10 protein-coding genes and 1 pseudogene are annotated in these 12,709 nt (G+C 64.9%); 9 read left to right on the forward strand and 2 right to left on the reverse strand.

All coding sequences use genetic code 11. From position 1 onward, the window contains the following. Nucleotides 1–643, reverse strand: a pseudogene (locus tag NMQ14_RS00005) (phosphomethylpyrimidine synthase ThiC); the annotation flags it as partial. Nucleotides 644–1,111: 468 nt separating this feature from the next. Between NMQ14_RS00005 and NMQ14_RS00010 the strand changes: the two are divergent. The 3 genes from NMQ14_RS00010 (at nt 1,112) to NMQ14_RS00020 (ending at nt 4,628) form a co-directional block, all read left to right on the forward strand. Further along, nucleotides 1,112–2,293: a porin gene (locus NMQ14_RS00010; protein WP_257080137.1), complete on the forward strand. Its 1,182-nt coding sequence runs from the start codon at nt 1,112–1,114 to the stop codon at nt 2,291–2,293. A 70-nt stretch (nt 2,294–2,363) separates the two neighbouring features. Further along, nucleotides 2,364–4,046 (forward strand): PQQ-binding-like beta-propeller repeat protein, encoded by a 1,683-nt coding sequence (locus tag NMQ14_RS00015; RefSeq protein WP_257092358.1) that lies wholly within the window; start codon nt 2,364–2,366, stop codon nt 4,044–4,046. A 186-nt stretch (nt 4,047–4,232) separates the two neighbouring features. Next, nucleotides 4,233–4,628 carry a cytochrome c gene (locus NMQ14_RS00020; RefSeq protein ID WP_257092360.1) on the forward strand — a complete coding sequence of 132 codons (396 nt, stop codon included), beginning with the start codon at nt 4,233–4,235 and terminating at the stop codon, nt 4,626–4,628. A 68-nt stretch (nt 4,629–4,696) separates the two neighbouring features. Here NMQ14_RS00020 and NMQ14_RS00025 read toward each other — a convergent pair whose 3' ends face one another. Then, nucleotides 4,697–6,748 (reverse strand): sigma-54-dependent Fis family transcriptional regulator, encoded by a 2,052-nt coding sequence (locus NMQ14_RS00025; RefSeq protein ID WP_257092362.1) that lies wholly within the window; start codon nt 6,746–6,748, stop codon nt 4,697–4,699. Between the two features lie 296 nt (nt 6,749–7,044). On the opposite strand from NMQ14_RS00025, the gene NMQ14_RS00030 reads away from it, so the two are divergent. The 6 genes from NMQ14_RS00030 (at nt 7,045) to thiS (ending at nt 12,708) form a co-directional block, all read left to right on the forward strand. Next, a complete protein-coding gene (locus NMQ14_RS00030) occupies nt 7,045–8,124 on the forward strand; it encodes an ATP-NAD kinase family protein (protein WP_257092364.1) in 1,080 nt (359 codons plus the stop codon). 142 nt (nt 8,125–8,266) lie between these two features. Then, on the forward strand, nt 8,267–9,241 hold the full coding sequence (locus NMQ14_RS00035; RefSeq protein WP_306441007.1) for a thiamine pyrophosphate-dependent dehydrogenase E1 component subunit alpha: 975 nt from the start codon (nt 8,267–8,269) through the stop codon (nt 9,239–9,241). A 33-nt stretch (nt 9,242–9,274) separates the two neighbouring features. Then, a complete protein-coding gene (locus tag NMQ14_RS00040) occupies nt 9,275–10,285 on the forward strand; it encodes an alpha-ketoacid dehydrogenase subunit beta (RefSeq protein WP_257080142.1) in 1,011 nt (336 codons plus the stop codon). Continuing rightward, the gene (locus NMQ14_RS00045) at nt 10,285–11,394 is read left to right on the forward strand and encodes an acetoin dehydrogenase dihydrolipoyllysine-residue acetyltransferase subunit (protein WP_257092367.1); all 1,110 of its coding nucleotides are present in this window, start codon (nt 10,285–10,287) and stop codon (nt 11,392–11,394) included. The genes NMQ14_RS00040 and NMQ14_RS00045 overlap by 1 nt, the downstream gene beginning before the upstream one ends. A 152-nt stretch (nt 11,395–11,546) precedes the next feature. After that, nucleotides 11,547–12,497 (forward strand): lipoyl synthase, encoded by a 951-nt coding sequence (gene lipA / locus NMQ14_RS00050; protein WP_257092369.1) that lies wholly within the window; start codon nt 11,547–11,549, stop codon nt 12,495–12,497. Further along, the gene (thiS, locus tag NMQ14_RS00055) at nt 12,490–12,708 is read left to right on the forward strand and encodes a sulfur carrier protein ThiS (protein ID WP_257092371.1); all 219 of its coding nucleotides are present in this window, start codon (nt 12,490–12,492) and stop codon (nt 12,706–12,708) included. The genes lipA and thiS overlap by 8 nt, the downstream gene beginning before the upstream one ends. The last annotated feature ends 1 nt before the right edge of the window (nt 12,709 follow it).

Genomic DNA, 12,709 nt, shown 5'->3' on the forward strand with positions numbered 1-12,709 from the left:
CGAACTCGGGGGTGATTTCGGCGGGGATGGACGCGCCGAAGCTCTGACCCGGGTGCTGGCGACCGAGCAGGGCGGCCATCTTGGCACCGGTCGGGCCGGAGGCTTTCAGTGACTCGATGTACTCGCGCCGCTGCAGGTTCTCGCGGATGGCGATGTATTCCATCTCGGGCGTGATGATTCCACGCCGGGCGTAGTGCATCTGGCTGACGTTGGCGCCAGCGATGGCACGGCGCGGCGCACGGTGCAGTCCGGGGAAGCGCAGGTGGGCGGTGGCGGTGTCGCGGGCGCGTTCGGTGCCGAAGGCGGACGAAAGACCGGACAGTTGCTCGGTGTCGCCGCGCTCGGCAATCCAGCCCGAGCGCACGCCGGGCAGGCCGGAGCGGATGTCGATGGCGGCGGCAGGGTCGGAGTAGGGGCCGGAGCAGTCATAGACATAGACCGGCGGATTCTTCTCGGCACCGAAGGAGGCGGGGGTGTCGGACTGGGAAATCTCGCGCATGGGCACGCGGATGTCCGGGCGCGACCCTTCGATGTAGACCTTGCGCGAATTGGGCAGCGGCGCGATGGCCGCCGAGTCGACATGCGCCTGCGCGGCGAGGAAGGTGTCGCGGGAATCGCGGGAAAGCGGGTCTTTGGCGTTCATGAAAGCTCCTGTGGGGCGCGGCTGCGGTGATGTCACCACAGGCGCACGGTGTGCGTCCGTACGGTTCAGCAATTTCCAGTCCACGAAGCGGACGCATGACGCGTCGGCCGCGCGCGGACAGGCGGCGCGGCCGTCATCAATTCCGGAGTCGGAACGGCGCCTGCCGGGCGCACCGGGTGAGTTGCCATCCGCATGCGCAATGGTCATCGGACGCATGCCAAGGCGTCTCGCGAGACACCTGCGACGCCCTTCGTGCAGTCGATACAGATGTCGCAGTTTCTCGGGCTTCGCCAAGACATCTGTCGCATGTCTCTCCGGGTGAATCTCAGAGGCCGGGAAAAATACCCTGTCAATTCAAAGCTGTGGGCGTTGGCATGGATTCTGCCCTTGTGTTCTCCGACGAAGGTGTCGCCGAAAGCGGCGCCGCGTCGAAGCTCGAAGTTTCGACATCAACAATCGGAGGGGAGTATGAAAAAGAAGATCTCTGGCGCGTCGGCGCAGGGCGCACGCAACGCATGCACGCTGGCAGCGGCAGTCGCTGCGGCAATGATGATGGTTCCCGGTGCGGCGCAAGCCGACATCGTGATCGGTGAAGTGGCCGGTACCAAGCTGTCGATGTTCGGCATCATCGACGTTGGCCTGCTGTACAACAGCAAGGCCAACGCCAGCGGCGACAGCAAGACTTCGATGGAAACCAGCGGTCTGCGTCAGACCGTGATCGGCTTCAAGGGCGAGCGCGAACTGCAGCCGAATCTCACTGCGTTCTTCAATCTCGAATCGCACTTCGACACCAACGACGGTTTCCTGCACGGCACCGGTGATGCGCCGCGCGGCGGTACGAACAACACGCCGCTCTTCCGGCGTCAGGCGAACCTGGGTGTGCGCGGCGACTGGGGTAGCGTGACGGTCGGCCGTCAGTACGGCCCGGCACTGCTGGCCCACATCGGTACCGAACCGCGTGCCTTCAAGGAGCAGTTCTCGAACCTGTATGCATGGGCCTATGGTCAGCTGTTCACCACCGCCAATGCCGCAGGCGGCGACCGCAACACCAACAACGATGTGGGTATTTTCTTCAGCAACGCCGTGCAGTACAGACATACTGTCGGCCCGGTGAATTTCGGTGTGCTGTACGCGTTCGGCGGTCAGCCCGGTTCGGCCAAGGACAACAGCTCGTATGCCGTGGGCGCAACCTACAACGGCCCGATCACGCTGTCCGCGTCCTACCAGGCGATGAATGACGAGCAGACCGGCAAGAGCAACATCGAGCACACCTCGCTCGGCTTCGCGATTCCGTTCGGCGACTTCATCTGGAAGAACAACTGGATGAATGCCAAGAACGACGCGCGCACCGGCGCCGAACTGGCCGACATCAATGGCTTCGGCACGGGCCTGGACTGGAAGTGGCACGCCAAGAACTCTGCCACGGTGGCGTACTACATCAACAAGGACGACAGGAACAAGACTGACGAAACGAAGTTTCTGGTCATCAGCAATGACTACCAGTGGCGGCCGGACACCACGCTGTACGTGCAGTTCGCGTACGCCGATGCCGATGCGGGCGCCACGCTGCGCACCAGCATCGTCGCTGCAGGCGTGACCGCGGGCGAGAAGAGCACGCTGCTGAACGTCGGTCTGAATTTCATGTTCTGAAGCAAAGCGACTGCTTGACCACCCGGGGCTGCACCCGGGTGTATGAACCCAAGTGAATGGAGATTGATAGATGACTGCCTCACGCAACATGTTCCGCCTGTCTGCCACTCTGCTGGCCGGATCGGCGCTGTCCATCATGACCGCAGTGCCTGCCATGGCGCAGGGCAAGGCCGGCTTTGAAGACCCGAACAACTGGCCCGAGTATCACCGCACCAGCAATGCCTGGCGCTTCAGCCCGCTGAACCAGATCACGCGTGAAAACGTGAAGAAGCTGAAGGTCGCCTGGATCCATCAGCCGGGCAACATCACGCACGGCCTGCAGGCGACGCCGATCGTGATTGACGGCGTGATGTACTCGATTTCGGCCAACAACAACGTGTGGGCGATCGATGCCGCCACCGGCAAGACACTGTGGAACTACGCGCCGAAGCTCGACAAGATCGTCGAACAGGTGTTCTACGGTGCAGCCAGCCGCGGCGTGACCGTGGGTCGCGGCAAGGTGTTTGTGGGTACGCTGGACGGCCGCTTCATCGCGCTCGACCAGAAGACCGGCAAGGAACTGTGGTCAACCCAGCTGACCAACCCGAAGACGCAGTACGGCGCGCTCTTCTCGGCGCCGCCGCAACTGGCCGGCAACGTGCTGTTCGGCGGCACCACCGGTGGCGATCAGCCGATCTCGGGCAAGATCTACGCAGTCAATGCCGACACCGGCAAGCCGGCGTGGACATTCGACGTCATCAAGAACGATCCGAAGAGCTGGCCGGGCGACAGCGGCAAGGTGGGTGGCGGCAGCGCCTGGATGCCGGGTACCTACGACGCGAAGACCGACACCATCTACATCGGTACCTCGAACGCAGCCCCCGACTACTACAACTACGACCGCAAGGGCGACAACCTCTATACGGCTTCGCTGCTCGCGATCGAAGGCAAGACCGGCAAGCTGAAGTGGCACCGTCAGGAAGTCCCGAACGACTCGTGGGACTACGATTCGGCGTATGAAGCCCTGGTCGTGCAGAAGGACGGCAAGGATGTCATCGTCCACCTGAACAAGGGCGGCTTCGTGTTCGTGATGGACAAGAAGGACGGCGCACTCGAAAACGTGTGGCAGTTCTCCGAGAACGTGAACTGGGTCAAGGGCATCGACCCGAAGACCGGTGCGCTGATCGATCCGATCTATCCGGAAGTCGACAAGGTCAAGACCTTCTGTCCGAACCTGCTCGGCGCGCGCAGCTGGAATCACGGCGCCTACAACCCGGGCACCGGCCTGTGGTACTCGCACGCGATGGAAGTCTGCAACGAAGTGGTCGCCGGCAAGGATGATCCGGACAACCTGAAGGCGGTCTCGGCGCTGTCGCTGGGCATCGAGTCGATCAAGCTGGTGGCGCCGCCCAACAGCAAGCCGCATGGCCGTCTGGACGCGCGCGATCCGCTGACCGGCAAGGTCAAGTGGTCGATCAAGTACGACATGCCCCCGCTGTCGTCTGTGCTGACCACGGCTGGCGGCCTGGTGTTCACCGGCGACCTGGAAGGCAAGATCTTCGGTTACGACGCGGAAACCGGCAAGGAAGTGTGGTCCTTCAATTCGGGCTCCGGCCTGCGTGGCGGACCGGTCAGCTACTCGGTGAAGGGCAAGCAGTACATCGTGTTCCCGACCGGTCTGGGCTCGCATGCTCCGGGCTTCCTCGCAGGTGCATTCCCGCAGATCAAGGACCTGCCGGGCGGCGCTGCACTCATCGCTTTCACGTTGGAGTAGCAACGTTGGAACCCCCGGCGCGTGGCTCCGCGCCGGGGTGGCATGTCTCCTCATTCACAGGCGGTTACTCATGTTGCTGCCTGTTTTTTTTCGTTCACACTGTTGCTGGGGTCTGCTGACATTCAATCGGGACGTGATGGAATGTCACGAGACCCTGATTGGGAAACCCGACGAGGACTTCAAGCAATGACTCATGAAACTCCACGCAGCAATGCCGCAGGCCGGCTGACCGTATCCGCACTGGTGATTGCCCTCGGCATGATCTGGGCCGCGCCGTCACCCGCCATGGCGACCGAAGACCCGATTGTTGCACCGTCCTTCGATCTGACCGATCCGGAGCGGATCGCTCTCGGCAAGAAGCGTTTCAACAAGACCTGCGCGGGCTACTGCCATGGTTCGGATGGTGTCGGCGGCCGCGCCCCCGATTTCAAGGGACGCACCGATCTGCCGGACGAAGAGGCTTTCCGCACGATCTTCCACGGACGTCGCACGTCGGACATCATGCCGCCCTGGGGCGCGGCGTTTTCGACCGATCAGATCTGGGAACTGGTGGCCTACATCAAGTTTCTCGGCACGCAGTAAGACGTGACCGGAAAGGCTGGCGTCATCCGCCCGCAGCATGAGGCTGCTGCGGGTCGGACGGCTCCGGTTCAGCCCTGCTGTGCGGTTCGCTCGGCACTGTCCAGGTAGTTGGGCGCCACGATGCGCAGACGCGCCATCTTGCGGTAGAAGGTGGCGCGCGACATGCCGAGCTGGCGTGCCGTTTCGGTCACCTTCCAGTGATTGCGCCGCAGCGCCTCGAGCATCTTCTGGCGCAGTTGCAGGCACACTTCACTCAAGGGCTCGCCGCTGTCGTCTTCGCAGCCGTCGTACGCAATGGCAGCGACCACCGGCTGCTGCTCCGGCGGTGGCGTCAGGGCGACGCGTGTCGGCTTGTTGCCGGCGCGCAGTTCATGCGGGAAATGTTCGAGCCTCACCTGCGGGCCTTCCGCAATGGCGCAGGCGTAGCGAACAGCGTGCCGCAACTGGCGGATGTTGCCCGGCCAGCTGTAGGCCAGCAGCACGTCCATGGTCTGTGCCTCGATCGAAATGCCGATGCGCTCCATCGCGGTGCTTTCTTCCAGCATCACCTGCTCGATCAGCGCCCGCTTGTCCTCGCGCTCGCGCAGCGGCGGCAGCGTGAACGAAGCGCCGTTGAGGCGGTAGAACAGGTCTTCGCGGAAGCGCCCCTCGCGCACCAGCTCCGGCAGGTCCTGGTGGGTCGCGCAGATCACATGCAGGCGCACCGGCGTCGGCTGTTCGGCGCCGAGCGGCACCACCTCGCCTTCGGCCAGCACGCGCAGCAGTCTGCTCTGCAGCGACAGCGGCATGTCGCCGATTTCGTCGAGAAAGAGGGTGCCGCCGTCCGACTGCAGGATCTTGCCCTTCGAGCCCTTGTTGCGGGCACCGGTGAAGGCGCCGTCGCGGTAGCCGAACAGTTCGCTCTCGATCAGGCTTTCCGGAATCGCAGCGCAGTTGAGCGCGACGAACGGCTGTTTGGCCCGGTCGCTGAAATCGTGGATGCCGCGCGCGAACGCCTCCTTGCCGGTGCCGGTCTCGCCCAGCAGCATGACCGGAATGTCGCGGTTGGCCACGCGCACCGCGCAGCCCACATTGGCCTTCACGCGCGGGTCGCCCAGCGCGAGGTGGCGGAATCCGCGCGGCGCCGTCAGGTCTTCCGCCTCGGCGACCGGCTTGGCGGCAATCTGCGGCAGCGTGCGGGCGTGCGGTGCGCGCAGCACGGCAAACAAGCGCTGACCGGTGGCGAACATGCGCAGCGGAAACGGCGCGCCCGGGCTGGCATGCGCGGCGGCCATGATGCCGTTGGCGGTGCACTCGAACAGGTCGTGCAGGTATTCGGCGCGGCGCCCGTTGTGGTTGATCAGTTCGTGACGGGCGCGCCGGTTGCCGCCGACGATGCGACCACTGTCGTCGAACGCGATCAGGTAGTCGGTTTCGACCGGCAGGAATTCGGCGATCGGGCCGAGCTGCAGTATCCAGTGGTTGCGCAGGCTGTAGTGAGCGTAGGCGTCCTCGATGAGGCGCGCCTTGTCGAGCACCATGCGGTAGATCAGCAGTTGGCTCTCGCGCTGTTCCGGCGAGTACAGGGCCGATGCATCGAGCACGGCGATCGGTTCGTCTTCAAGCCCGACGATGGGCACCGAGCTGCAGGTAAAGCTGATGTTGTGGGCGCGGAAGTGTTCGCCGCGATGGACCAGCGTGGGCTGGCAGTCGATCAGGCTGGTGCCGACGCCACAGGTGCCTTCGTGTTCTTCCGCCCAGCAGGTGCCGTTGCGAAAGCCCTCATCCTTCAGTTCTCTCTCCAGGTGCGGCACGGTGCGGAAGTCGACCGTCACGCCCTGGGCGTCGGTCAGCAGCACGCAGTAGTCGGCGAGCAGCACCTGATGGTGCAGGCGCTCGACGCCTTCGCGCGCGATGCGCATGAAGGTTTCGAGGCGGTCGCGATGCTCGCGCAGTTCGTAGGCGGTGACGACCTTCGGTGTCGTCGCCCGCCCGGGGTCGATCGAGTGCTTGTTCAGCGACCGGTGCCACGAGCGCGTGAGCCGGTCATGTTCCGCGTGAAGCGGGGCGGATCGGCTGGGCGCTTCGATGGCCTTCAGTACCCGGCCGACGTGTTCCGAGATCGTGTGTCCGCGGTCCATGTCTTTCTCCTCACGAATATATGCATCTATCGAAACTCCGCGTGCGACGAAGTCTGCCGCGGGGTTTCACTTTTGTGACTTGAGGGTAAGCCCTGGACCGCCTGAAATCAACGCGACGAATGTCTCCGAAAAGTGAGACAGGTGTCTCAACGACCCGTTGTCGCAGCCGGCGGCGATGCGACAGGTGGTCGGCCGCGTGTTGCGTCGACGCGGGCCAGGTGCCCAAGAGCGCTTAAGAATCATCCGCTTGTCGGCACGGGCGAGGCTGGCGGGATGGCGCTGGCACGGCCGATGCAATGACACAGGTAATCAACGCCTGGAGTCGCATCGCCGTGCTGTCCGCCCCGCCCCGTCCTGCCCTCGTCGGCATCATCGCGAACCCCGCATCGGGTCGGGACATCCGCCGCCTGACTTCGCGTGCGTCGGTGTTTCCGAACGCAGAGAAGGCCAGCATGATGGTGCGGGCGATCGCCGGGCTGGAAGCGGCCGGCGTCCGTGATGTCATGATCATGCCGGACTCGGGCGGCATCTGCGGCCCGCTGTTCCGCGCGCTGTCGGTGACCACCGGTTCCGCGGTCACGGTGCAGCCGCGCTTCATCGACATGCCGGTGACCAGCTCGGCCGACGACACGCTGCGGGCGACCGAGCTGATGTGTCAGGCCGGTGCCGGCGCGATCATCGTGCTCGGCGGCGACGGCACGCATCGCGCCGTGGCGGCGCGCTGCGGCCAGGTGCCGCTGCTTGCGCTGTCCACTGGTACCAACAACGCCTTCCCCGAAATGCGCGAAGCCACGGTTGCCGGACTGGCGGCCGGCCTGCTGGCAACCGGTGCCGTGCCGGCCGATGTCGGCTTGCGGCGCAACAAGCTGCTGCGCGTGCGATGCGATGACCGCTCGGATATCGCCCTGGTCGATCTGTGCGTCACGCGCCACAACTACGTCGGTTCGCGCGCCGTGTGGGACAGCGCGCTGCTCGAGGAACTGTTCGTCGCCTTTGCCGGGGCCGATGCGATCGGCCTGTCGGCGATCGCCGGCCAGCTCGAACCGGTCACCCGCAGCGCGCCGCACGGCCTGCATGTGCGCTGCGCCGACACGGCGCATACACCGCAACAGGTGATCGTGCCGATTGCCCCGGGACTGATCAGCGCGGTCGGTATCCGCGAGTACGGTCGCCTGTTGCCCGGGCAGCCGGTCGAGCTCGCGCCGCAGAGCGGCACCATCGCGCTCGATGGCGAGCGCGAGATCGAATTCGATCCGTCGAACCGCATCAGCGTCGAACTCGACCTGCACGGCCCGCTGACCATCGATGTCGCCGCCGTACTCGAAAACGCGGCGCGCCGGCGCGTGCTGCGCCACTACGCAGGGTGCCCGGCATGAGCCGCGTGCGCGCCCTGTCCCGTCTCTCCCCGGAGGTGCCGGCGCCTGCCGCCAGCGTCTTCGTGCCCGGTTCGTCCGGCCAACCGCCCGCAGCTGCCGGAGATCAGCGGGCTTGTCATTCCATCCACAACGAGGAGCACCCATGAGCAGTTCATTGACCAGGGAAGGCCTGCTGCAGGCCTACCGGACCATGCGCACGATCCGGGAATTCGAGGAACGTCTGCACGTCGATTTCGCCACTGGCGAAATCCCCGGCTTCGTCCACCTGTATGCCGGTGAGGAAGCGTCGGCAACCGGCATCTGCATGCACCTGAACCGCGACGACTACATCGCCAGTACCCACCGTGGCCACGGCCACTGCATCGCCAAGGGCGTCGATCCGGTCGGCATGATGGCCGAGATCTGGGGCAAGCGCACCGGCACCTGCAAGGGCAAGGGCGGCTCGATGCACATCGCTGATCTTGACGTCGGCATGCTGGGTGCCAATGGCATCGTCGGCGGTGGCGGCCCGCTGATCTGCGGTACCGCGCTGGCGTCCAAGCTGCGCGGCAGCAACAACGTCGGCGTGTGCTTCTTCGGTGATGGCGCGTCCAACCAGGGCACGATTTTCGAGGCCATGAATCTGGCAGCCGTGTGGAAGCTGCCGGTCATCTTCGTCGGCGAGAACAACGGCTATGCCGAAGCGACCGCCAGCAAGTTCTCGGTGGCCTGCGAAAACATCGCCGACCGTGCCTCAGCCTTCGGCATGCCGGGCGTGATCACCGACGGCTTCGATTTCTTCGCCGTGCATGAAGCGGCCGGCGAAGCGATCAAGCGCGCCCGTGAAGGCGGCGGACCGACCCTGCTGGAAGTGAAGCTGTCGCGCTACTACGGCCACTTCGAAGGCGACCAGCAGACCTACCGCGCACCGGGCGAAGTGCAGAAGCTGCGCGAAACCAAGGACTGCCTGATGCAGTTCGCACGTCGCGTGACGTCCCGCGGCGAACTGTCGATGGCCGAGCTCGAAGCCATCGATGTCGAGGTGAAGACCCTGATCGACGCATCGGTGGTGAAGGCCAAGGCAGATCCGCTGCCCTTGCCCGAAGACCTGATGGCAGACGTCTACGTCTCTTACTGAACCCACGCCACACGCTGACAGGAGAAATATCAGATGGCACGAAAGATCACTTACCAGCAAGCCATCAACGAGGCGCTGGATCAGGAAATGGCACGCGACCCGAGCGTCATCGTCATGGGCGAAGACGTGGCCGGCGGCGCCGGCGCACCGGGCGAGGAAGACTCGTGGGGCGGCGTGCTCGGCGTCACCAAGGGCTTGTATGCGAAGCACCCTGGGCGCGTGCTCGACACGCCGATCTCGGAATCCGGCTACATCGGTGCCGCGGTCGGCGCAGCCTGCAACGGCATGCGTCCGGTGGCAGAACTGATGTTCATCGATTTCATGGGCGTGTGCTTCGACCAGATCTTCAACCAGGCGGCCAAGTTCCGCTACATGTTCGGCGGCAAGGCGAAGACGCCGGTGGTCATCCGCGCGATGTACGGTGCGGGCTTTCGCGCCGCCGCGCAGCACTCGCAGTGCCTGTACAACATCTTCACCCACATCCCCGGCCTGAAGGTGGTGCTGCCGTCGAATCCGTATGACGCGAAGGGCCTGCTGATCCAGTCCATCCGCGACAACGATCCGGTGATCTTCCTCGAGCACAAGGCCCTCTATACGATGGAAGGCGATGTGCCGGAAGAAAGCTACATCGTGCCGTTCGGCGAAGCCGCCGTGGTGCAGGAAGGTGACGACGTGACCATCGTGGCCTTCGGCCGCATGGTGAATTACGCCAAGGATGCGGGTGCCAGCCTTCGCAAGAAGGGCGTCCAGTGCGAAATCATCGATCCGCGCACGACCTCGCCGATGGACTTCGACACCATTCTCGAAAGCGTCGAGCGCACCGGTCGTCTGGTCATCGTCGATGAATCGCACCCGCGCTGCAGCATGGCGTCCGACGTGTCGGGCTTCATCGCGCAGGAAGCGTTCGGCGCGCTGAAGGCACCGATCCAGATGGTGACCGCACCGCACGTACCCGTGCCCTTCGCAGCATCGCTCGAAGATCTTTACATTCCCAGTCCGGCGCGCATCGAAGAAGCCGTGATGCGCGTCAAGGAGTATCGCTGATGTCCTCGATTCTTACTGTCACCATGCCCAAGTGGGGCTTGTCCATGCAGGAGGGCAAGGTCAACCTGTGGCTGAAGGAAGTCGGTGACACGATCGCTCCGGGCGAGGAAATCGTCGAAGTCGAGAGCGAGAAGATTTCCGGCGCCGTCGAGGCGGCCGTCACCGGCGTGCTGCGCCGGCAGGTCGCCCAGCCGGATGAGGTGCTGCCTGTCGGCGCGTTGCTCGGCGTGATTGCCGATGCCGACGTGGCGGATGATCTGATCGATGATCTGATCGCCCGCTTCCAGGCGGAATTCGTGCCGCCGACCGACGACGAGGCAGATGCCGGTCCGCAGACGCAGACGGTGCAGGTCAATGGCCGGCAGTTGCGCTATCTGAAGCGCGGCGAAGGCGGCACGCCGCTGCTGCTGATCCACGGCTTCGGTGGCGACCTGAACAACTGGCTGTTCAACCACGAGGCGCTGGCTGCGTCGCGCGCTGTCTATGCGATCGACCTGCCGGGTCACGGCGCATCGACCAAGGTCACCGGTGCGGCGTCACTCGACGATCTGGCCGATGCGGTGAGCGGGTTCATGGATGCGGTCGGCATTGCATCCGCCGACGTCGTCGGCCACTCGATGGGTGGCGGCGTGTGTCTTGCGCTGACGCGCCGTGCGCCGCAGAAGGTCAAGTCACTGACGCTGATCGCGAGTGCCGGACTGGGCAGCGACATCAACGGTGCCTACATCGACGGCTTCGTTGCCGGCAACACGCGCAATGCACTCAAGCCGCTGCTGGCCCAGCTCTTTTCGGACGCCGGCCTGGTTACCCGTCAGCTGATCGACGACATGCTCAAGTACAAGCGGCTGGAAGGTGTGGACGAGGCGCTGGCCACACTGGCCGGCGGGCTGTTCCCCGGCGGCCGGCAATCGGCGCTGCTGGCCGATGTCGCGGCGGCAAGCGGCAAGCCGGTGCTGGTGATCTGGGGCGAGAACGACCGGATCATTCCGGTCGCGCATGCTTCGGCCATCCCGTCGGCCAGGGTGGTCGTGCTGCCGGCACAGGGTCACATGGTGCAGATGGAATCGGCCAGTGAAGTGAACAAGCTGATCGGCGAGTTCACAAGCTGAGTACGAACGGAGCACCAACGGAGCCCGACCCGGGCTCAGGTTGAGCAGTCACACCGTCCGCCCCGAACAGGGGATGGACAGGGCGGGGCATCCGTTGCGGGTGTTCCGCCTCGTTGCGGCATGCGCCGCAGCAACCCGATGAAGGACAAGAAATGAATTCAGCAGTCGTGGGGGAAGGCCTGCGCGGACGCGACAAGCTGGCCCGCATTCCGGTCAAGGTCCGCGAAGATGTGGCGTCGCCGGCGAAACCTGCCTGGCTGCGCGGTCGCGATCAGGACACGCCGGCGGTGCGCGCGCTGCAGGGCGTGCTGCGTGACCACGCACTGCATACAGTGTGCGAGGAAGCGGCCTGCCCGAACATCGGCGAGTGCTTCGGTCGCGGCACCGCGACCTTCATGATCCTCGGTGCCATCTGCACGCGCCGCTGCCCGTTCTGCGATGTGTCGCACGGCCGGCCGCTGGCGCCGGATGCCGGCGAGCCGCAGCGGCTTGCCGACACGGTTGCGGCGATGAAGCTGCGCTATGTCGTCATCACCTCGGTCGACCGCGACGACCTGCGCGACGGCGGCGCTGCGCATTTTGCGCAATGCATGGCCGACATCCGCGCGGCGTCGCCCGACATCACGATCGAGGTGCTGACACCGGATTTCCGTGGCCGCGAGGCGGCCGCACTCGACGCGCTGGCGGTGTCGCCGCCGGACGTGTTCAACCACAACATGGAAACCGTGCCGCGCCTGTACCGCGAAGTCAGGCCCGGCGCGAGCTACGAAGGCTCGTTGAAGCTGATCCGCGATTTCGGCGCGCGCTTCCCGGGCGTGCCGACCAAGACCGGCCTGATGCTCGGGCTCGGTGAAACCGAAGGCGAAGTGGTCGAGGTGATGCGCGACCTGCGCGCGCACGGCTGTGACCTGCTGACGCTGGGTCAGTATCTGCGCCCGTCGCCGGCGCACCTGCCGGTGATCGAGTACATCACGCCGGCACGCTTCGATGCGCTGCGCGAGAAGGCGCTCGAACTGGGTTTCAGCGAAGTGGCGGCCGGCCCGCTGGTGCGCTCGTCCTACCGCGCCGACGTGCTGCACCAGGCGCATGCCGATCATGACTGATCCGCGTCCTTCACTGGTCACCGTCAATGGACAGATCGAACGGCTGGACGCCGTGATGTCCGTCGGCTGTCTGCTCGACGGCAAGGCCTTGCGCACACGCCGCATCGCGGTCGAGCGCAACGGCGAAATCGTGCCGCGCAGCGCGTTTGACTGCACCTGGCTCAATCACGGCGATCGCGTGGAAATCGTCGTCGCAGTCGGAGGAGGTTGAA

The sequence above is a fragment of the Methyloversatilis sp. XJ19-13 genome, assembly GCF_024580155.1.
GTDB lineage: Bacteria > Pseudomonadota > Gammaproteobacteria > Burkholderiales > Rhodocyclaceae > Methyloversatilis.

Excerpts from the sequence above, each read along its gene's own strand:
- thiS (WP_257092371.1), top strand. The coding sequence starts at position 12,490 with ATGACTGATCCGCGTCCTTCACTGGTCACCGTCAATGGACAGATCGAA.
- NMQ14_RS00010 (WP_257080137.1), top strand. The coding sequence starts at position 1,112 with ATGAAAAAGAAGATCTCTGGCGCGTCGGCGCAGGGCGCACGCAACGCA.
- NMQ14_RS00020 (WP_257092360.1), top strand. The coding sequence starts at position 4,233 with ATGACTCATGAAACTCCACGCAGCAATGCCGCAGGCCGGCTGACCGTA.
- NMQ14_RS00030 (WP_257092364.1), top strand. The coding sequence starts at position 7,045 with ATGACACAGGTAATCAACGCCTGGAGTCGCATCGCCGTGCTGTCCGCC.
- NMQ14_RS00015 (WP_257092358.1), top strand. The coding sequence starts at position 2,364 with ATGACTGCCTCACGCAACATGTTCCGCCTGTCTGCCACTCTGCTGGCC.
- NMQ14_RS00025 (WP_257092362.1), bottom strand. The coding sequence starts at position 6,748 with ATGGACCGCGGACACACGATCTCGGAACACGTCGGCCGGGTACTGAAG.
- NMQ14_RS00045 (WP_257092367.1), top strand. The coding sequence starts at position 10,285 with ATGTCCTCGATTCTTACTGTCACCATGCCCAAGTGGGGCTTGTCCATG.
- lipA (WP_257092369.1), top strand. The coding sequence starts at position 11,547 with ATGAATTCAGCAGTCGTGGGGGAAGGCCTGCGCGGACGCGACAAGCTG.
- NMQ14_RS00040 (WP_257080142.1), top strand. The coding sequence starts at position 9,275 with ATGGCACGAAAGATCACTTACCAGCAAGCCATCAACGAGGCGCTGGAT.
- NMQ14_RS00035 (WP_306441007.1), top strand. The coding sequence starts at position 8,267 with ATGAGCAGTTCATTGACCAGGGAAGGCCTGCTGCAGGCCTACCGGACC.